This is a genomic window from Plectonema radiosum NIES-515, assembly GCF_025753815.1.
In the GTDB taxonomy this organism is placed as follows: Bacteria; Cyanobacteriota; Cyanobacteriia; order Cyanobacteriales; family Nostocaceae; genus Hassallia; species Hassallia radiosum_A.
Genome location: NZ_JAOWRF010000211.1, coordinates 43,091 through 64,847 on the forward strand (window position 1 = coordinate 43,091; position 21,757 = coordinate 64,847).

General features: G+C 39.6%; 18 protein-coding genes. All 18 read right to left on the reverse strand.

The features are described from left to right. Positions 1-2: 2 nt before the first annotated feature. The 18 genes from OGM63_RS14135 to OGM63_RS14220 all read right to left on the reverse strand — a co-directional run bounded on the left by OGM63_RS14135 (position 3) and on the right by OGM63_RS14220 (position 21,538). The gene (locus OGM63_RS14135; RefSeq protein ID WP_263746217.1) at positions 3-1,226 is read right to left on the reverse strand and encodes a glycosyltransferase family 4 protein; all 1,224 of its coding nucleotides are present in this window, start codon (positions 1,224-1,226) and stop codon (positions 3-5) included. 22 nt (positions 1,227-1,248) lie between these two features. Next, a complete protein-coding gene (locus OGM63_RS14140) occupies positions 1,249-2,166 on the reverse strand; it encodes a class I SAM-dependent methyltransferase (protein WP_263746219.1) in 918 nt (305 codons plus the stop codon). A gap of 18 nt (positions 2,167-2,184) precedes the next feature. After that, entirely contained in the window at positions 2,185-3,465 is a 1,281-nt protein-coding gene (locus OGM63_RS14145) for an ABC transporter ATP-binding protein (RefSeq protein ID WP_263746220.1), read from the reverse strand. A 155-nt stretch (positions 3,466-3,620) separates the two neighbouring features. Continuing rightward, the gene (gene wecB, locus OGM63_RS14150; protein ID WP_263746221.1) at positions 3,621-4,685 is read right to left on the reverse strand and encodes a non-hydrolyzing UDP-N-acetylglucosamine 2-epimerase; all 1,065 of its coding nucleotides are present in this window, start codon (positions 4,683-4,685) and stop codon (positions 3,621-3,623) included. Positions 4,686-4,763: 78 nt separating this feature from the next. After that, the gene (locus OGM63_RS14155) at positions 4,764-5,600 is read right to left on the reverse strand and encodes a glycosyltransferase family 2 protein (RefSeq protein WP_263746222.1); all 837 of its coding nucleotides are present in this window, start codon (positions 5,598-5,600) and stop codon (positions 4,764-4,766) included. 231 nt (positions 5,601-5,831) lie between these two features. After that, positions 5,832-6,824 (reverse strand): SMP-30/gluconolactonase/LRE family protein, encoded by a 993-nt coding sequence (locus OGM63_RS14160; RefSeq protein ID WP_263746223.1) that lies wholly within the window; start codon positions 6,822-6,824, stop codon positions 5,832-5,834. A gap of 90 nt (positions 6,825-6,914) precedes the next feature. Continuing rightward, entirely contained in the window at positions 6,915-7,118 is a 204-nt protein-coding gene (locus OGM63_RS14165; RefSeq protein ID WP_263746224.1) for a hypothetical protein, read from the reverse strand. Between the two features lie 119 nt (positions 7,119-7,237). Next, positions 7,238-10,255: a N,N-dimethylformamidase beta subunit family domain-containing protein gene (locus OGM63_RS14170; RefSeq protein WP_263746225.1), complete on the reverse strand. Its 3,018-nt coding sequence runs from the start codon at positions 10,253-10,255 to the stop codon at positions 7,238-7,240. Between the two features lie 687 nt (positions 10,256-10,942). Further along, the gene (locus OGM63_RS14175; RefSeq protein WP_263746226.1) at positions 10,943-12,733 is read right to left on the reverse strand and encodes an ArnT family glycosyltransferase; all 1,791 of its coding nucleotides are present in this window, start codon (positions 12,731-12,733) and stop codon (positions 10,943-10,945) included. Between the two features lie 298 nt (positions 12,734-13,031). Then, entirely contained in the window at positions 13,032-14,144 is a 1,113-nt protein-coding gene (locus OGM63_RS14180; protein ID WP_263746227.1) for a DUF7453 family protein, read from the reverse strand. 119 nt (positions 14,145-14,263) lie between these two features. Continuing rightward, positions 14,264-15,571 carry an NAD(P)/FAD-dependent oxidoreductase gene (locus OGM63_RS14185; RefSeq protein WP_263746228.1) on the reverse strand — a complete coding sequence of 436 codons (1,308 nt, stop codon included), beginning with the start codon at positions 15,569-15,571 and terminating at the stop codon, positions 14,264-14,266. A 3-nt stretch (positions 15,572-15,574) separates the two neighbouring features. Next, entirely contained in the window at positions 15,575-16,570 is a 996-nt protein-coding gene (locus tag OGM63_RS14190) for a GDP-mannose 4,6-dehydratase (RefSeq protein ID WP_263746229.1), read from the reverse strand. A gap of 49 nt (positions 16,571-16,619) precedes the next feature. Beyond that, positions 16,620-16,979 carry an EamA family transporter gene (locus tag OGM63_RS14195; protein ID WP_263746230.1) on the reverse strand — a complete coding sequence of 120 codons (360 nt, stop codon included), beginning with the start codon at positions 16,977-16,979 and terminating at the stop codon, positions 16,620-16,622. 33 nt (positions 16,980-17,012) lie between these two features. Then, positions 17,013-17,414, reverse strand: coding sequence for an EamA family transporter (locus OGM63_RS14200; RefSeq protein WP_263746231.1), 402 nt, complete (start codon positions 17,412-17,414; stop codon positions 17,013-17,015). 35 nt (positions 17,415-17,449) lie between these two features. Then, entirely contained in the window at positions 17,450-18,577 is a 1,128-nt protein-coding gene (locus tag OGM63_RS14205; RefSeq protein WP_318528459.1) for a DegT/DnrJ/EryC1/StrS family aminotransferase, read from the reverse strand. Then, complete coding sequence (locus tag OGM63_RS14210; RefSeq protein WP_263746232.1) at positions 18,574-19,185, reverse strand: acyltransferase; 612 nt, start codon at positions 19,183-19,185, stop codon at positions 18,574-18,576. Before OGM63_RS14210 ends, OGM63_RS14205 begins: the two co-directional genes overlap by 4 nt. Further along, complete coding sequence (locus OGM63_RS14215) at positions 19,172-20,179, reverse strand: Gfo/Idh/MocA family protein (protein ID WP_263746233.1); 1,008 nt, start codon at positions 20,177-20,179, stop codon at positions 19,172-19,174. Before OGM63_RS14215 ends, OGM63_RS14210 begins: the two co-directional genes overlap by 14 nt. Positions 20,180-20,227: 48 nt before the next feature. Continuing rightward, positions 20,228-21,538 (reverse strand): nucleotide sugar dehydrogenase, encoded by a 1,311-nt coding sequence (locus tag OGM63_RS14220; RefSeq protein ID WP_263746234.1) that lies wholly within the window; start codon positions 21,536-21,538, stop codon positions 20,228-20,230. Positions 21,539-21,757: the final 219 nt, after the last annotated feature.

The following is a 21,757-nucleotide window of genomic DNA, read 5'->3' on the forward strand; positions in this document are numbered from 1 at the left end:
TTCTAATTTTGCAATAGCTGACTGTATAGTTCAATATATCGCTGCGCCTGCACTTCTAGAGGGTATTCCTCTAGAGCGATCGCTCGACAATTTTGACCCATGCGATCGCGTTCTTCACCGTCTTCAAGCAGTTGAATAATCCCATTACAGAAATCTTCTACATCTTCTGGTTGTGCTAGATAACCAGTAATACCAGGACGTACTAAATCGGGAACCCCACCAATCTTAAAAGATACCATCGGCGTACCACATGCCATACTCTCCTGTAGTACCAAAGGTAAATTATCAGCACGGGTGGGAAAAATAAACAGGTCAGCAGCAGAATAAGCTATTGACTTAAGGCGATCGCTGCTAATGTAGCCTAGATTCAAGTTTGACATTCCAACAAGATCCGAGATTGTTTCACTGCTACTGCCAATAGTCAGTAATAAAATTTCTGCTTTCAACGACTCTGGTAAACTCTGCAAGACCTTTAATAACAAGTCACCACCCTTGCGATCATTTTTCAGATTGTCTGCTCCAAACATTAAAACTTTTTTATTTGGTGGAATGTCAAGAATCAAACGACATTGTTTGGTATCTATAGGTTGATAGGCTTGTGTATCAATTCCGTAAGGAATGTAATGAATTGGGAAGCAATTGAGCATACTCTGCTTTGCTTGCTCTGCTAGCCATTTACTTGGAGTAACAATAGTTAGGTTAGACCTGCTATAAACCCAGTTTTTCAGTTTCCACTCAAGATGAGTATTATCTTTGCTAACAGCCGGATAAATATCTGGATAAGGACATTGACCACAACCAATTTTCCAGCGATCGCAGTCAAAACTATAGGCACAATGCCCAGTGAAGCTCCACATATCATGGAGTGTACAAATAGCCGGTTTACTCTCAGTTAATGAAGGTATTGCTAAGTAGTTAAAGTAATCACTATGAAGGTTGTGAAAGTTGAGGACATCTGCTTGTTTGTAGAAGCTATGTTTAGGAATATCAAAGCTACTGATTTTGTTAATATAGTTAAGTCCAAAACCCCAAGTGAAACGATAAAGCTGATTTTCGATGTGGCGTCTAGTGTGAGGAACAACTGCTACGCGATCGCTGCTAGTTTTGACTGTTTCTACGAGTAAGCGCGAATCAATACCCTGATCTAGCAAACCTTGATGTAGTCGGTAGCCTGCGATCGCAGCTCCACCACCAATATCTGATTGATTAATATGTAGTACATTCATATATTAATAACAGAAAAATCCTTTAGCTAATCTTTTCCAAGCAAACATATAACGTATGTCCTGGGATGAAATTACGCAGCAAAGGAGAATTTTTCAGAACAGGTTGTAATATCTGATAACCAAATCGAAAGGCTAAACTTTGCAATAGACGTATTTTGGGCACTTGAGATAATTGTACTGAAATATACCAACCAACGTGATAAGTAGCTAGAGGTTCTATTCTGAATTGCTTAAGCCGAAGAGGAAAAATAGAAGTAAGGCTCTCGAAAGTTGCTTGACACCAGCGAGTCATATGATGAGGAGGTTGATCGAGTAGATTATTCTCGCAATATTGCAGGAAAGATTCAGAATTTGGGACAGATATTATTAATTTTCCGCCAGGCTTAACTAGCTGGATCAAGGATTCTAGAAAAAGACGAGGATCTGAAACATGTTCTAAGACTTGGAAAGCACAAACGGCATCAAATTGGTTTGCCATTTTATGAGAAAATTCATTTAAATTTATCTGAGAAACTGGAATTCCTTTTTGTCGAGCATAGTTAACAGCACTTGAATTAATTTCAATTCCTTGAGCCTCTAATTTTGCTTCTTTACATAATCGGTCTACAAAAGCACCTCTTCCACAACCCACTTCTAATACTTTGTGACACCCCTGTAAATCTTGTAGAGCTACGTCATGCTCCCATTTATTAGGCATATAGTACCAATCGTACTTTTCAAGTTGCTCATAGAGCTTATCAGAGCCAACCGTATTATCAGGCATGAAAAACTGCAACTTTGTTTGATTGCACTGATATAGACAGATTTCTTCATATTCTCCGAGTTCTTCAGCAATGTCTATTTGAAAAACCCGCTTCCAATCAGAGATTATTTGCGTTGTCTGAATATTTTTAAGCCGGGTTACATAGCCTAACTTATTGAGAGGACTAAATACAGTCATTTTTAATTATTTGATTAATTAAGTAGTAACTAGATGATGTTCTTTCCAAGGTAAATCAACTATGACAACACCCATAGAATTGTGTTTGTCGTATTTTGCTAACCGAGTTCCAGTTTCATTGATATTAAAACTGAGAATATGCTCGTGAAGCTCAAAAATTTGTACCATTGGCTGGTGAGCACCGATTGTTATGAAGTAAGAGCCTGGCATTAAAAACATAGCTGGAATTTCTATCGAAGCCTCATATATTCCTGGATTCCGTTCATGACATATATTCGGATGACAATCTGATTGATTAGTTGTAAAAACTGCTCTGACATCATCGGTTTCGATCCGCAATGAAATCTCAGCATTCTGAAGCCTGTCTGTCACTTCATAACTTAAGTTAATCTGAAAAGGATAGCGAACATCTATTTCTGAAGAAATTTTACCTTCATGATTAGAAACTGAAAATTCTTTGAAAAAGATTGGCTTATTTCTACTTGGACTTAGCTTTTTATAGGCATTATTATCACTGTCTGATGTTAAATATTTAGAGACAATTGAGTTAACATCGCCAACATATTTAATTTGACCTTGATTGAGATAGATTGCCTTGGTGCATAACTGTGTTATTGTCCCCATATTGTGGCTGACAAATAATACTGTCCTCCCTTCCTTACCTACGTCCTCCATTTTCCCTAGGCACTTCTTCTGAAACTGGGTATCCCCTACTGCCAGTACTTCATCCACAATCAAAATTTCTGGCTCCAAATGGGCAGCAACCGCAAATGCCAACCGCACATACATTCCAGAAGAATAACGCTTAACTGGCGTATCTAAAAACTTCTCTACTTCGGCAAAAGCAACAATTTCATCAAACTTCTTTTTTATCTCAGCTTTGCTCATACCCAAAATAGCACCATTGAGATAAATATTTTCTCTACCGGTTAACTCTGGATGAAACCCCGTTCCAACTTCTAATAGACTTGCCACTCTTCCTTTAATAGCAATTCTGCCCCTACTTGGTTCGGTAATGCGGCTCAAAATTTTCAATAAGGTCGATTTTCCGGCTCCATTGCGACCAATAATGCCAACTCTATCACCTTGCTTAATTTCAAAAGAAACATCTTTTAAAGCCCAAAACTCTTCTCGTGTTGGGTTAAACTTTGATTCGCTTGAATGACGAAGCTTGCGACCAATTGATTTTGCCCCATTCGCAATCACGTCCCGTAACGCTTTGTAGCTATTTCCTCCTTCTTGATGCTGCAAGATATACGTTTTGCTTAAATTTTCAACTCGAATGATGGTATCAGACATTTGCTTCGTACACTCTCATTGTTCACAAAATTGTCTTATGAAAAGCTTGATGTCTTTGGTCTTATCCAAAAACTATCTCAGGTTTTTGAGGAAGCAAAACTTGCCCTAAATTAAAGAATATAAATATTCAGTATTAACTGCTACTTAAATATAACTTAAGTACACGAACCAATGATTTCAGCAATTTTAGCAGACGCCTTACCCTCGCCATAGAGTGTAGGAGCTTCTGAGGGAGGAGTGAAGTTAGCGATCGCTTGACATAATGTCTCAGGCTGTACCAGTTGATTCCAACCCACCTCTACCGTTTCTTTCCATTCTGTTTCATTGCGGAGTGTCAAGCAGGGACGACCTAAAATATAGGCTTCCTTTTGTATCCCTCCAGAATCTGTAATCACAGCTTTGCAAGCACTTTCCAGCATCAGCATATCCAGGTAACTAACTGGTGGAATTGCCAAAATTGAGTTGGTATTAAGATAGTGACTCAATCCCATTTTTTCGATTTTAGCCTGGGTGCGAGGATGGATCGGAAAAACAACCGAAAAATCTAATTTTGTCAAATTATCGAGAATCGAACTCAGACGATGGCTATCATCTGTATTACTAGGTCGGTGAATGGTAGCAAGATAAAATTTGTTTGGTTGCAATTGATACTTCACAAGAATTTCAGAAGTCTGCTTTGCTTTAGCCTGATAAGTCAAAATAGAATCCATCATAACATCTCCAACCAGGTGGACTCCTTCAACAATCCCCTCTTTTTGGAGACATTCCACTGCTAAAGGGGTAGGAGCAAAGAGAAGTTGCGAAAGATGGTCAGTTACAACTCGATTAACTTCTTCAGGCATTTGGCGATTAAAACTTCGTAATCCTGCTTCTATATGAGCAAGTGGAATACATAATTTTGCAGCAACTAAAGCACCTGCCAATGTGGAGTTAGTGTCGCCATAAACACATATCCAATCAGGTTTGACTTGAAGTAAAAATTCTTCTAGTTTTTCCATCATTCGACCTGTCATTGCCCCATGATTCAGGCTATGAATGTTCAAATGATAATCAGGCTCAGGCAAGCCTAAATCTTGGAAAAAGATATCAGACATTAATGAATCAAAGTGCTGCCCTGTATGAATAATTTTTTCATATATACCAGCACTTTTCAAAGCAGAACTAACTACAGATGCTTTAATAAATTGCGGCCTAGCACCCAATATTGTAGCGATTTTCATCAGTTATTTTTAATACTATAGCATTTTTTAGTCTGCTGAGGTACAAATTTATCTGCGTCCATCAGCGTTTATCTATCTTCATCTGCGGTTAATTCTTTCTTTATTTCTGTACCTGATGAATGTGGGAATCGCTACATATCCATATCGCAACATCCAGGCTTTTTGGGGTTTCAATGCTTGTCGCACAATGAGTTGAACAATGTACTTTAAGTGACTCAAAATCACTCTTGTGACACGCAGCTTAGACTGCCCAAACTGCCTACGACTCAATTGTGCTGGATATTCTACTACTTTATATCCCCTTAACATTGCTTCTGCTACTATCTCTACCAGTCCAAGAAATCCTGGATGTGTGATTGGCACTGTTTCTAGCACTTCCCGTCGGTAGGCTCTAAACATACTTGTATAGGTATAGAGCTTTTGTGGCAATACTAACCTATAAAGCTGTGACAAACCTTTACTGAGAAATAAACGCCACTCTGGAACATTTTTCACCCTACCTTTGGGATGGTAAGGAGAAGCTGTGACAATATCAATATCTCCATGCATTAAATTCAAAAGACCAAGAAGATCTTCAGGATCATAAGTGCAGTCACTATCTATAGTGCAGATAAGATCGGCTGTCGAGTGTATCAAACCAGTTTTTGTTGCTGCTGAAAGTCCTTTATTTTTGGGATGACGGATGATCTGGGCTTGTTGACCAAAGTATTGCTCTAATTTCAAAAATGTGTCGTCGCTGCTACCATCATCAACACAAATAAGTTCCACCGACCTCTCTAAGCGCAGCTTTGCTAATACTGGCAACAGCTTTTCCTTGAGAAATTGAATACTTTCAGACTCATTAAAGCATGGAACAATAATACTTACTGATAGTTTCTCTTTGGTATTCTTCAATTCTAGGGATTGTAAGTTCATTTTTTTAGCTTTTATTAATGACAAAGAGTAGTTTTGAGGACTAACGAAAAATCATCCGTAAATTTAGAGAAAAAAAATCCTTCCTATTTCTAGGAAGGGGTGAAGAGTGGGCTAATGAATACTTTTTAATGAATTTAAGTACAAGCAAGTACAAGCTTATTTATCTTTTGCATGTCAGATAAATAAGCTCTATAAAATCTTAGATATTTGAGAATTTTCGATTTGTCTTACTTATCGAGTAAACGCAATTTTATCTACCGCGACTTTTGACAAAAGCGTCATTTCTCCTGTTTTCCTATCCACAGCTAAAAGAGAATTAGTTTTATCGTTTTCAAACCTAGCAAGTGCAATCAGTTGACCTGATGGAGAGAAAGTTAAACTGAGTAAGTCATTTGGCAAAGGCTCTTTGTTGTAAGTTAATTGTGCCAGTTTGTTAATTAATAATCTGCCAGTAAGTACCGAGATTCTTTGTGGGTCTAGTTGTACTAAAGTTGTGGCGTCATCACGATCAAGGGTGGTAGCAAAAAATGTCCCATCAGGGGCTAGAGCAAGATTGCTAAACCGTATATCTGGTGGGAGATCTGGCAGCTTTAATTCAGTATCATAAGTGACCTTACCATTCTTTGGGTCAATAAGTACCAATTCAAAAGGAGGAGGTCCTCCAGTTTGGCTAACTACACTAATAATTTTGTCATCTTTAGTGGCTACCACATACTCAATAGTACTGTTGCTTTTTTTAAAGCCTGATACTTTTTTAGATTTATTAGATTTTGGAGACTTTTTATCGGTAAATAACAGCTTACTGTAATTACCCTTTTGGTCTGATCCTACGGTACTAGTAATAATTGTACCATCTGAGAGGACAGCCAAACCAGTTATCCGTTCACTGGGTTGACTATGTATAGCTTTACTAACTTTCTCAGTTTTTGTATCTTTATTATCAACTGTTTGGGTTGGAATCTCTGTACTCAGTTTTTCTTCACCACTTGAGAAATCTGAAGAAACTGAGAAATCTAAAGATACTAAGGTCAATGCTGGAGTGCTATTTTCTACATCAGTAGAGACTTTCTTGCTCTGCTTAGTTGTATTAGAGGAAAAGCGTACCCCAATCAGCGATTGCGAGTTTTGTGCAATGCTCTTACCTGCAAAATTGGCGATCGCAGTTGTAGCCGCGCTGACAATTACCATCTGACCAAATCTGCGACGTCTTATTATTAGATTCATGATTTTTGCTCTTACCGTAATTTATTCTACTTTCGTGATAAAAAGTTAGTTTTTGTTGAAAACCCAAAGACAACACAAGTAATGTTCTGGCTATATTTTCGATTTTTCCAACTTACGAGGAAACACTATTTTGTCTACCGCCACTTTTGATAGCAGGCTCATCTCTCCAGTTTTCATATCTACAGAGAAAAGAGAATTATCTTTCTCATTTTTTAAATTAGCAAGAGCAATAAGGTGACCTGATGGAGAGAAGGTTAAGCTAAGTAAGTCATTTAGTAGAAGCTTTGCTCCCATGAGGGACTGTGAAAATTCTAACCTTGGTCTTACCTCCTTTCTTTGGCGATCGCTGTCCTGGGTAACATGAGATTTTTCGCAGGGGGTGGCAATTATTTGCCACCCGCGTTGTCTTTATTTTAAGGTACAATTATGCCGGCATCTGGCGTTTGTGGTCTGGCATTCATATCTGCCAGAATATTGACAACCATTTGCTTGACACGAATATCTGTGCGTGGCGTTGGCACAGTATCACTATCCAATCCAAATGCAAACTGGATAGAACCAGTTGAAAAGACTTTAGCACCACTAGTAGCCGTGTAGCGGACTGCGTTTGAGATGTTGAAATTGGTATTCGCAGGAAGGGTTTGTTGGTTGGACGGTTCATCATCGATCGCCCTTGTTTCAAAGATGACTGGCGACTGCGATAGAATAACTAACCCGCTTGGGGTAAAGCCATTGTTAACCACCGCATCCCATTCATAACCTACTAACTGACCGAGTGAGTCACCGTTGTTTAAGTTGGTATGGGCGTAGTAAGGATCTGAACTGTTGCTCACGATAAAGTCGAACCCACCGTAGAGGACGCTGCTTTTATCTCCGGTGTACAGTACCCCCAGCAATGCATTTTCAGGTCTGTTAATCTGTGCGCCACGGAACTTGTTGGTCGCATTAGCCGAATTCTGTGCTGCAAGCGGATCTACAATCCAATCATACTTGTAGCACGCCATGATTCGGTTGCTTGTCCCTGTACTGGAGTTCTCAAGCCGCACTCGCCAGTAAGCTGTATTAGCGCAGAAAAATCCCAAATTGACTCCAGCATCGCGAGCTTGCTCGACATTATTGCGCTCTTCTAGCGACCAGTACTCGTCATGTCCGACCGATAGAAATACTTTGTAACGCTGGAGCAACTGCGAATTAGCGTGGACATCCACATTCGTGACGTAGGAGACGTTATAACTTTGGGATTCCAACCACCGCACCATATTGTATTCCCAGCGCGTCATAGTGTTGTATTCATTAGTTCCAGCGCCATTGTAGAAGGGGCGATCGTAGGAAACCTTAAACGCTCGCTGACCAGAATCGCTGTTAAATCCATACACGCTGTAACCGCCAGTATTCGTATAAGCCAGATAATTGTTAAAGCTAGCCTGGAACAAAATATCAGCAGTGCGGCTGTCATCGCGGACGACAAACCAAATTGGGAATTGCACTCCGGTCTGGTGAGTCAGTTTGGCAATGTACAGACCACTAGTCCAGTTTGAACCTATCTGTAAGGTATAAGAGGTTGACCAGTTACATTCAACCAGACGAGTGCTAGAGTCCACAGTATAGGGTGGCTGGGTAATACCGTTGAGGGAACCACTGCTAAATATTAGCCGTCCTCCTGCACCGCCGTAATAACCTAAACGGTAAACGTCGATGGTATACGTTCCTAGCTCTGCTAGGGAAACTTTGATATCCAGGCTACCGCCCTTATTGACGCTCGTTGCCGCCGTGTAGCCTACAATCTCATTGTAAGCGTAGTTCGTAATCTTCCAGTTGGTCGTGCCAGGGTTTTGGTTTTCTATATAAATAGCATTGGAGTTAGCAGGAGCCGCTTTGGCTGTGAAGGTGGTATTGCCTATGCCTGAGGCAGTTGCAGTCACAATCGCAGCATCATTTGGTCCACTAGGTATCGCTCCCAAGGTCAACACCGTGCTTGCTTGACCATTGGCAGCGGTTACTGCACTAGTCGGGGAAACAGAACCACCACCACTGGTGACTGCAAAGTTTACAGTGACACCTGACTGTGGATTACCAGCACCGTCTTTAACTTGTACAATCAAGGGGTTGGATAAAGCAGTTCCTACAGTACCAATTTGATTATCACCACTCACCTTGATGATGCTACTACCAACGAGGAATACAATATCGCGGAAATAGTTGCTATTTCGGTAGGAATTTGTTGGCAGAGTATTGGTAGTACCGTAAACGCCGTTGTTGCCGTCAGCTACTGAACTGAGATCCCCATTAACAATAGAGTTTGTAAGTTGATCGTAGGTGAGGGGGAAATAGCTATTGCAGTTAACGCTGACTACGTAAGTTGTGTTAGGTTCGATTGCCAATGGGGTGTTTAAAAGCTGCTGCTGCCAACCTGAGACTGTCTCATTTAAAAAATTAACAGATGCCAGATTTTGACCTGTTGATGACCAAATTTTGCCTACATGGTTTCCAGTTTCACTAGCTGCTTTCCAATAGCGAATAGCTCTAATTTGGCCTCCCTTGGCACTACGAAATTTCATCCCAAGTTCATAGGGAGCACCATCACTAACATCAGGGATGCTTGGTGTCTGATTTGTAAAAATAGTTTGATTGTTGGTTCCCCCAGCAGGATTAGCTGTGGCTGTAAAGGAGACGCTGCCTATGCTAGATGCCGTTGCACTTACAGTATTTGTCACAGGACTTGTTGCACCAGATGCAGCCCCCAATGTGAGCACCGTGCTAGCCTGACCATTGGCATTAGTTACCGCACTAGTCGGGGAAACTGAACCACCACCAGTGGTGACTGCAAAGTTTATTGTCACTCCTGATTGGGGATTTCCAGAACCGTCATTAACTTGCACGACCAAGGGGTTAGGCAAAGCATTTCCCGCTGTACCAGTTTGATTATCACCACTTAGTTTGGTAATTGTCGGAATATTGCTAACGGCGGCGAATACTATGTCACGATAGTAATTGCTATTCCGGAAAGAATTGCTTGGCAAAGAATTCGGATTACCAAACACTCCATTGTTGCCGTCAGCAACTGAACTGAGATCCCCATTGACAATAGAGTTTGCAAGTTGATTAGAACTCATGGGGAAATGGCTATTGCAGTTAACGCTAACTAAATAAGTTGTGTTAGCTTGAATATTCAGTGGGGTACTTAGAGCCTGCTCCTGCCATCCGGAAGCTGTCTCATTGGAGAAAGTAACACTTGCCAGGGGAGTGCCACCCGTTGCTGCCCAGATTTTGCCTACATGGGTTCCAGTTTCACTAGCCGCTTTCCAATAGCGAATTGCGCTAATTTTACCTACCTTGGCACTGCGAAATTTCATGCCCAGTTCGTAGGGTACGCCATCGCTAACATTTTGAATACTTGGTACTTGAGTTGTAAAAATATTTTGGTTGGCCATGATTCTTGCCTGGGATACATTTGTGAAAAATGAAGAAAAAATCAGTTTGATAAATAGTAATTACACTAAAAATCAGCCCGTTTATGGAGTATCAAAGTCAGATGATGACTGACTTTTTCGGGTTAGAATGAGTGATGCTTTTAAATACTTATAATTGGAGTTGAGACTAATTTTGCCTATTAAAGCGCCAAACCTTTATGTAGACAGGCTTTCCTAATTGACAGGCATTTTATCATTCGGAATGAGAAAATGCTTACTACACAATGGTTGTAGCCTTACAAATCGAATTTAGTCTAAACTCCAGTTATAAATATGACGCGATGATCATCTGAAAAATTGTGTTTTCTAGCATTCGATAAAACTTACCCATAACTACCTAAATCTAGACTTAACTGGACAATCATTTGTTTTGGTGTTTACTTCCAGCACAGTCAAGGTGGCGATCGCCAAAAAATATGACTGTCAACAAAAAGCATATTATCAATAATGTATTGAATTTATTCTTAATAAATTCAATACATTACAAAAAGAGTGTTTAAATAAAAAATATGGAGCTGAGATACTTTTTTGACAAACATTCTGATAATTACGCATATTCTGACTATTACTCATGCCTCGATAAGCCTTAGGATTAGAAAATACCTCCCGAAAAATATCGACTATCTCACTGATGAATTCGCTGATTCCTCAATTACGAGCGTAAAGCCGAATCTCTCCCTGATCCATCGAGTCATTCACTGGAAAGGTATGCACTAACCGATGTTGTTGAGTAATCCAGCGATCAACCAGTGGATTGAATTCTGCATAGTTTTTATAGCTCCACTCCGAGAAAGAACGGGGCAAATACACAATCAGTTCAGGTGCATTAGCTTGCATACGTTTCAGAAATTCCTGCTCTTCCTCAGCAGTTGAAAGAACTGATGGAAAAAAGATAAATTCTCGACTGGGGGAGTGAGTTGCTGTCAGAAAATTGAGGAAACTGCTTTCGGGTAACACCAGAACGGAGGAAGCACCATCCTTTTTGATCGCGCTGATAGTTTCTTGGAATGCGTGTGAAAGGGAAGGATATTTAGTATAGAAAGTTCCATAAGATGAATTGACTTCGTAGCGGTACTGACTTAACTCGTGTAGTTGCAGACCACCAGCGATTAGCAGACAAATCAGCAAGTAACGCCCAATGACTTTACCACTCTGCTGAACTATCTGGTAAAGCAGTGTGAAAAATAGCAGGATTACTGATGGGGCATATAGTCCATAGGCAAAGATGCGAAATCCCCAACGGGCATTAAGCAACAATGAGAAAACTAGCAATGCCCACAGAAGTGGTGCATTTTTATCTTGGGGTAATCGGGGCTGCCTGAAGGTGAACCATCCGACGAAAACTGGCAGTGACCAAGACAAATCCGCTAGAGGCTGGTAAATAGACTCGAGAGAATAGTACTTGAGCACTGACGATTTTAGCCCGGTTAGTCCCAAAAGGGAGAAACCGACACTTACAGATGCTTCGGTTAAGCTCATAAACCATCTAGAACTCTTGACCCATGTGAGCTTTGAGATCAAGTGAGCGGCTATTACTGATGCCAAAACGATCGCAGAACTAAAAAAGAAAGCCTTGAAGGGACTATACCAAGCAGAAAAAGTTTTGGCTGGTGAATTCTGAAAAATAGTACTTTGACTCAAAATGCTGAACTTAGGAGATGGAAATAATGATAAATAAAGCGTTTCCCAGGAAACTTGCGTCGCAAGTAAGGTAAGTGGGAGAAACGCACAGATACCTGCTACTAAGATTATGATTATACTTCGCCACACTCTGGTGCGGAGATTTTGAGGAGAGTAGAGGTTGACACCGACTAATACACCTCCAAATGCAGCGACTCCGTACTCCTGCTTGGCAAGTCCAGCCAGTCCACAGGCGATCGCAGCTGCCACTAACCATCCTACTTGTTTACCTTTGCTACTGGTATAGTAGTCGAGGAAATTGAGAGCTAGAAAACAGAATACTATTGCATAAACTGACCCATAACTATAAGGCACGATAAAATTCAATGGACTTGCACCTAAAGCACAGTATATCAACATACATAGGGTGCAAAGAGCTGCCCAATGCCCACTAGTAAGCCGCTTAGCTAGGCGATAAAATAGCAAGGTTGTTAACAAAGCTAAGACCAGACCTACTAAGTAAAACACTTTTAAATGGTGTCCAAATAGAAAAAGGGCTAGTGCATTGGCATAATAAGGAAGTGGACCATAATAGGTTTGTAGATCTCGATAGAGTAATTCCCCTCTCAAAAGTCGAGCCGAAATTTCAACCTCGCGACCAAAGTCTCTGATTGGTTGGTTGAGCATTTTGCCCCAACTAGCCCAAGCAAAAAGGGTAAACCAGCCAAGTACGGCAACTAGCCAGGGATCAAGTTGTGAAGAAACCTTCAACAAATGCTTCTTAACTTTAGAAATTTCGGACTTAGCATTATAAACCATTGTGCGACAATATTCGGATTTTTAAGTCAGATTAATTCGCTCCGAACAATTCACTCGAAGCATTTATTTTTGCTTTTACTCTTCAACAAGTGTTTCTCGAATGATAAATTTTTTATATTTTAAATCGATTCAGTAATTACAGTTTTGATTGAGTCGAAGTTGGGGTGGCGTGTCGCGCCACCCCAACTTGAGAGTGCGCGATCGCCTAAATTGATGATGAAGATACGCCCCGAATTTGATAACCCAAGTTGCGGGTTATTATCCCAATAAAGTGAAATTTCCGGCTACAACTAAACAGCTAGCAAGAGTGGTTGTCCTCACCACTTGGGTCAAGAATGTATATACCACTGGTCCCATTCTCGAATTGAGCATAGAAAACAAATTTGCCAGTATTGTTCAACCCCTTTTTCGAGAAGAAAAGGTTTTTCACATTGGAACCACAGAGATTATCACCCACAGCAATCACTTTATCAGCAACTGGGTCTGACCCCTTGAAAATGCCAACTGTACCATCATCTAAAATAGCCTTGAAAGCAACTTGACCTGCGTCGTTGATTGCGGGATTTTCAAAAAAGTCAAATGGACCCCTATTATCAACAATTTTAGTAGGACTATTCCCAGCGCTAACAGTATAAATGCCCTCCCCTGCAAGCCCCTTTAGAACTCCATGAAAAGCAATACTGCCTGAGTTGTTCATGACGGGAGGGTACAAAAAGCTAAAACTATCATCGCTGGAGTCAATAGTAGTGTTGGAATCAACAATGGTGGTTGTTGCCCCGTCACTATCGACGGTGAATATACCACTACCTCCCGTCTTTAAGCTAGCCGAGAAGCTAATAATGCCTAAGTCGTTGATGGAGTATCCATTAAATTGGCGATAAGCAATGTTGGTGTCAGCAATGGGAGTTGTGACTCCGACTTGATAGAGCAAAATTTTCTGAACGTTGTCTACGTTAGACAAAAAAGCTACAGCACCATTGTTGTTTATTACTGGATCTTGATATACACCTCTAGGCTGGCTGCTCTCGGCGATAGTGGTAACTACTTCATTCTCAACAGTAAATATGCCACTACCTATGGTATTCAAGTTAGCTTGGAAGGGCAGTGTACCTGCATCGGTGATTGTAGGGGTATTTTCAAACAAACTAAAGGGGCTATTATTGTTAGCAATGTTAGTAGTGACCCCACTGCGACTGATGTAAATACCAGTAGCTTTACCTTCAACCAGGTTTGCCGAAAAGACTACAGTGTCTTGATTGTTTATTGTAGGAGAAGACCCGAAACTATTAAATAAAGGGTCATTACTGTCAGCAATTTTAGTGTAAGTGCAAGCAAAAGCCTCACTGGTAACTAGCAAGCTCAGAGAAAGACAAACTGCGGTAGCCACTGAGAACCGTTTTATTGCAATCATGGAATTTTATTAGTATGAAAACATACAATGTTTAGGTATTTTACCTCATTCAAAAAAAATTCAGGCAGGCAGGTTAATTAAATTAATCTTAATATACAAAGTAGTTAATAACTCTTCCATCAAGTTGAGCATTTATACTGATCGCTAAATTTTTGGCTAAATTCGTTAACGTGGGCGACAACTGTATTGTTATTTAAAGTGTCATTGACAAACTGTGAAGTGTTGAGAACGAAAAAATCATCGTGTTCGGTGACTATCTTTGGTACCAAGTGGGAATAGTTTAAGACCTGTAGTGGTTGCATTTTCGTGGCACGATTAATATGTGCTGCCACGATGTCATCTGCTTTAAGTTGTGGGAACATTAAATGCAATCCCCGAAAAAATAATGAGCGCAATTCTTCGTCTGTTTGTTTTAAGAGAGGATCGTCGGAATGTACGTATTTTGGTAAGTAGGTAAGATGCAGTCCCGCTGTCTCCTGTAAAGAGACTAAATTGCTCATACCCAGAATTCCTGTAAAGGGAATACGTTGATCGGCAAGATTAACTATGTAATAAGGAACCAAAGCCTTGCGGGTAATCACTGACATACAGATTACACCGAGATATTCTACTGTAGAGTCGCCAATTTGTACCAAGCTGCGATCGGCAATTTGTTGCAGAATATTTACAGGTCCAGTAAAGATTACTTTGTCAAAATGCTCTTTTGTCTGCTTATATTCAACCCACAGTCCACCTTTTGAATCTGGTTTAACATATTTAACTGCAACACCAGTGCAAATATTACCCCCAGCAGCACAAATTAATTTTTCTAATTGGTCAAAAACAGTTTTGTAACCACCGGCTACATAACCAAGTTGTTCTTTATGTAACTTGCTATCACGAGCGGAAAACAGACGTTTAATATATGACCAAATAAAGACTGCTGAGACACGCTTATAATTCTCTCCTAGTTTGGCTAACAATAAAGGTTGCCAAAGCTTTTCGTATGTATTTTTGCCGGATATTTTTAACAGCCAATCTTCAACAGTAATTTTCTCCAACCGTTGCCAATTATTAATTTTGGAACCATATAGCAAAGTTAAAGCTAACCGAAACTTGCCGATAATAGTTAGTGGCGGAAAGCGCAAAAATTCTATAGTATTGCTAATTGAATACAATTTTTGGTCTATGTAACATCCTGTAAGAGTAGGACGCCAACGCAGCTTATCCCCTAAATTAATCTCCTTCAGAAAATTTATTAACTGAGTATCAGATGGGAGAATAACGTGATAAAATCGATCCCAAACGAAGGAACCGTAATCATGGTAAGTAGCAAGTCCGCCAAGTTGGTTGTTGCTTTCAAAGACGGTTACTTTATGACCTTGCTGCGAAAGTCGGTAGGCTAATGTTAGCCCCATGATTCCGCCGCCAATAACAGCAATATTCATGATTTAATATTTGTAGAGATTAAGACTGCGATGCCATGCAATAGTGCGAGACAGCCCTTCTTCTAATTTCACCTCAGCTTTGACACCAAGAATTTGTTCGCAACGGGTGCTATCGGGTACACGTCTTCTCACATCTTCGTATTTGTTACCTGTAAAAGATTCATAGGGAACAAATTTCACTTTAAGTTCTCCAGGTGTGTTACTAAGTCCCTTGATGGTTTTAGCTAAATCGAGGATGGTTATTTCGCGATCGCTACCAATATTGAAAATTTCCCCATTAGCTTCGGGTTTAATCGTCGCAGCGTAAATACCTGCTACAGTGTCGCTCACATAAGTAAAACTCCGGGTTTGCAATCCGTCACCATGAATGGAAATTTCACCATCGTTTAATATTTGTTCAATAAAAACTGATTGCGGTCCCCCCCACCAAGACAGGTGATGGCGCGGTCCATAAGAACCAAAAAAGCGTAGAATTACAACTGGAATATCATAGCTATCTTGATAAGCAAAAGCTAAATGTTCATCAAACAACTTAGATACAGCATAGCTCCAACGAGCTACTTTCGATGAGCCAATAACTGAGTTATCGTCTTCGTTAAAAGGTAGTTTGGGATTACGACCATATACGTCAGAAGTTGAGGCAAGGACGCATTTACAATTCAAGTTTCGTGCTAATTCTAAAACGTTTTCTGTACCTTGGTAATTAATTTTGAGAGTATCAATTGCTTTGCCGTAACGAGGTATTTTGAAAGCGGCAAGGTGAACGATGCAATCGATATCATTTTCTAAATTTTCAAATGTGCTTTTTTCCGTGACATCTTTTTGGATAAATTGAAATGCTTTATTGCTCAAATGTTCAGCAATATTTTCTAATTTCCCCATTGAGAGGTTATCGATCCCGATGACCTGATGACCCGATGCCAATAGCTTATCTAGCAAGTGAGAACCAAGGAATCCAGCGACACCTGTAACTAAAATTTTGTGAGGAGCTTCAGCCATAAAAGTTTCTTTTTGTTAAATTTAAAAAAGTAAGTCTGGGCTGATTTAATTATGTTTGGACAACAAGAATTACACCCGCTACAATCACAGCGATTCCTAACCATTGGCTAAACACAACATTTTCACGCAGAAAACGATGAGAAGCCAACGGTACGAGAGCAAATGTTAATCCTAGCGCTGGAAATGCCTGACTCAGAGGAATTGTCCGCAATACAATCAGCCACAATACGGTAACAACTACATAAGAGATAAACCAAATCCAAAAATAAGGAGAAAATAACAAGTCTCGAACTGAATTGCTTGTTTCCTTAGCGGAACTAGAACTTTGAAATGCATACTTTAGCGAAAGTTGCCCTGCTGTACCCAGCACGACTATAAGTAATAAAATCAGCCAAGGAATTATATTCATAAATGAATACCTTTCGTGTAAGTTATTGTAACTTTAACTAACTCCTTTCTGGATTTGGCTATTTTTAATTGGAAGCGCTACCAAAAGAACTCCCAAAAAAATTAGAACTACTCCAACTACTCGAATTAGGGTAATTTTTTCATCAAAGAAGTAGTATGAACCGAAAAGGATGCCGACGTAGTTTAAGCTACTAAGAGGATAAGCAATACTTAGTTTGACAGTTCGTAGAGCAAAGATCCAATTGACTATTCCGAGACTATAAACACTCAAAGCCAAGACTAATTGCTGAATAAATGTCCAGGTAAATAATCCTTCACTTTTATTGCTCATAGTATGTTTCATCAGCAATTGTCCAACGATACCAAAGGCAATGCTGAGAAACAAAGTTAAATATGAAATTAATTTCAAACGAGAAGGAGATGATTCAGCGTTCATCACAAATTACCATAAAAAATCAACGTATGGCGCTGTTAAGTTAATGCAAAAAAAGCTTGACTTACAGATTCAACAACTACTTTTTGTGCTGATGCAGTCAATTCTGGAAACATCGGTAAAGATAAAACTTCATGGCTTAATTGTTCACTAATTGGTAGTGAACCAAGGGGATAATTCAAGTTAGAGTGTACCTGTTGTAAGTGGAGAGGGATAGGATAGTACACCATTGAACCTATTCCTTTTTCTTTGAGAAATTTCTGCACGTTACTGCGTTGTTTATCTAAAACCCTGATGGTAAATTGATTCCATACTGAATTTCCTTCCTGCACAGTTGTAGGTAGGACAATGCCTTTAACATTAGCGAGTTGATTTCTGTAATAATCTGCAATTTCAGCCCTCGCAGAATTCCATCGATCCAAATACTGTAACTTGACTAAAAGAACAGCTGCCTGTATTGTGTCTAAGCGGCTATTGAGTCCTAATTCTTCATGCTGATATTTAACTTTACCGCCATGCCTGCGTAAATACTCAACTCGCTCTGCAATTACTTTATCAGAAGTAGCGATCGCACCACCATCGCCAAAGCATCCTAAGTTTTTGGTAGGGAAGAAGCTAAAACAACCAACATCTCCAATTGTCCCGACTTTTTGACCTGACCAGACAGCACCGGTTGCTTGAGCGCAATCTTCAATCACTTTTAAATTATACTTGCGGGCAATTTCCATAATTGCCGTCATATTGCCAGGGCGACCGTACAAATGCACTGGTAATATAGCTTTGGTGCGCTCTGTAATTTTGGATTCAATTAGCTCAGTATCGATATTGTAGGTATTTAAATCAACATCGACAAAGACAGGAGTCGCTCCCACTATACCAATTGCTTCTGTGGTGGCAATAAATGTGAAAGGTGTCGTTATCACTTCATCACCAGCACCAATCCTCAAAGCTCTCAGAGCTAAATGTAGCGCATCTGTTCCAGAGTTACAGGAAATTACTTGATCGCAACTCAAATATTGAGCAAACTCTAATTCAAACTCTTTGACTTGCGGACCCATAATGTAGCGTCCACTAGCCATGACTGCACAGATATTTTTTTCTATCTGGGCTGCTATACTTTGATATTGACAAGTTGCGTCAAATGGGGGAATATTCACAATCGTCATTCCATCCTTTTAATTTGATTTTCACTGCAATATTCATAGGTGCGATCGCAAGCTTTACAAATAGTAGTTTTTTCAAATTCATCTAACTTCGCACCGCACTCACACATCCAACCAACTTGCTTTGCCGGATTTCCATAAACTAGTGCGTAATCGGCAATATCTTTTGTCACAGTTGAACCAGCACCAATAAATGCATAACGTCCAATTGTATGACCGCAAACAATTGTTGCGTTTGCACCAATTGTCGCTCCTTGCTTCACCAAAGTTACTAAATAATCATCGATTGTATTGCGAGGAAAAGCAGAACGCGGTGTATTAATGTTGGTAAAAACACAACTAGGACCGCAAAAAACATCATCTTCTAAAATTACACCCGCATAGAGAGAGACGTTATTTTGAATTTTGACATTTTGCCCAATTTTTACCTCAGAAGCAACAAATACATTTTGTCCTATTTTACACTTTTCACCAATCACCACATCTTTCATAATGTGGCTAAAATGCCAGATTTGACTTCCCGCACCAATCGTACACGGCAAATCAACATAAGCTGATTCATGTACAAAATAATCTAAACTTTTTGCCGTTGAGGCACTATCCGTTGACAACTTGAACCTCCTTTAAGTAAACAGCTTTCCCTGAAGATTCTAGCGATTCTTGAGCGGACTGTAAAACAGTCAAAACATCAATTCCGTTTTGAACGTTGGTTAGGGGAATCTGTCTGCTTTCTACACAACTAAGAAAATGTTTGCATTCTTGCGTTAGAGGTGATACTGCCTCAAGAGGAATGACAATTTGAGAATTTAATTTGAGTACGGGAATATCATCTTGCAATTCAGCTTGCTGGTCGTAAAAAGTCAACTTGGCATCAACAGAAACATCATCAAAGACTAATGTACCAGAATCTCCAACTACTACAAGTCGCTGTTCTTTAAAAGGATGCAACCAACTGACAAAAATATGAGCTTTGATTTGCTCAAATTCTAGATTCACAAGACAAAAATCTTCAACTTTGCCTAAGGTAGCACTACCTACAGCTTGTACAGTTCTAGGTAATTTGCCCACAAATCCGAGAATTGAACATATGTCATGAGGAGCGAAGCTCCAAAGCACATTTTCTTCAGTTCTCACTTTCCCAAAACTTAAGCGATTGGAATAAATATATCGCAGTTTACCAATTTTTCCTTCAGCGACAAGAGCGCGAAGTTTAACTAAAGCTGGGTGGTACTCTAGTAAATGTCCAACCATGAGAATGCGATCGCTTTTAAAAGCAGCATCTATCAAAAGTGCATCTTCTAGCGTCAAAGCCAAAGGTTTTTCAACAAACACATCTTTGCCGGCAGCTAATGCTTGCACTGCTAAACTTGCATGAGTTGGTGCTGGGGTAGCTATTACTACCGCTTGTACATCTGGCATTGCTAATACTTTGGCAAAGTCAGAAACTGCCTCAACATCAAATTTTGTTTTTAACTCTTCTAAAATTTGCTGGCTGGAATCACAAATTATCCGCAGTACACCTAATTGAGCAAATTCTCGAACTAAATTCTTACCCCAATATCCACAGCCTATTACTGCTACATGTTTATCACAGCGAGGTATCATAAACAATTCAAAATCCCCAATAATCAAAGAAAGCAGATTATTTCGCACTCAAGCAACAACCGTATTTTCTGTTTTTAAACCTTTTGTTGCTAAAACGTTGCGGGTATCAACAATTAAGGATGAATATTCAGCTACCAAATCATAATCGACATTATCATGATCGGTGATAATGATAACGGCATCAAACTTCTGCAAATTTTCTTGGGTTAAAGATACAGATTGTAAGTTTATTTCTGGATAATGACGATGATTGCAACACGTCGGGGCATAAGGATCGTGATATTCTATATGTGCTCCTTGCCTTTGTAAAAGCTGAATTATTTTCAAAGAAGGACTTTCGCGCTGGTCGTCAACATTTTTCTTATAAGCTACTCCTAAAATTAGAATTCGAGAGTTTTTCAAAGGTTTGCCGTGATTATTCAGTGCTGCAACTAACTTATCGACTACATAGTTAGGCATTAAAGTGTTCACTTCACCTGCCAATTCAATAAATCGTAAAGAAACATCATATTCTCTGGCTTTCCATGTTAAATAAAATGGATCTATAGGAATACAATGTCCACCCCATCCTGGACCTGGATAAAAAGCATGGAACCCAAAGGGTTTTGTTTTTGCGGCTTCAATCACTTCCCAGATATCTATATCCATTTTTTGAAACAAAATCTTTAATTCATTTACCAATGCAATATTGACTGCGCGGTAAATATTTTCGAGAATTTTAGTTGCTTCTGCGGTTTCAGTTGATGATACAGGAACAGTTGTGGCAATTATTTGATTGTAGAGAGTTTCAGCTAAATCGCGGCATAAAGTTGTGATTCCACCTACTACTTTTGGGACATTAACTAAAGAGTAATTTTCATTTCCCGGATCTTCGCGTTCGGGAGAGTAAGCGAGTGAAAAATCTTCACCTACTATAAACCCGCTGCGAGAAAGTATCGGTAGCACTACTTCTTTGGTTGTACCTGGGTAAGTTGTACTTTCTAAAATAATCAACTGTCCTATTTTTAAGAAACGAGCGATCGCATAACTTGTATCGACAACATAACTTAAATCTGGTTCTCTATGTATACTTAAAGGAGTCGGAACACAAATGACGATCGCATCAACTTCCCCCAAACGACTCATATCGCTGGTGACATCAATTAAGTTATTTTTTAAATCTTCTGAAGCAATATGTTTTATATATGATTCCCCAGCTTGAATTTGATTAATTTTCTGGTGATCTACATCAAATCCTAATACTGAAAAACCTTTTTTAGCAAAAGCTGTTAAAATTGGCAATCCTACATATCCCAAACCAATAATTCCAATTTTTGCTTCTTGATTTTCGATTTTATCTTTGAGTTCTTTTAAAAGCATCCTGATTTACTCCAAAAAAACGATTTTCAACTCAGCTAGCGAGTAATTTTAGTTTACTCGCTGAAGAAATTTGAAGTTTTACTATTTAATTTGGAATTCTTGATCGATGGGAATATCGCAAATCTTCAACACGCTATAAGGGTGTCGCGTTGTGCGTACAAACCCTGCCGATCCAGGTTCTAAAACCCTTAAGATTTGTAGTCCACCCAGGCAGACTTG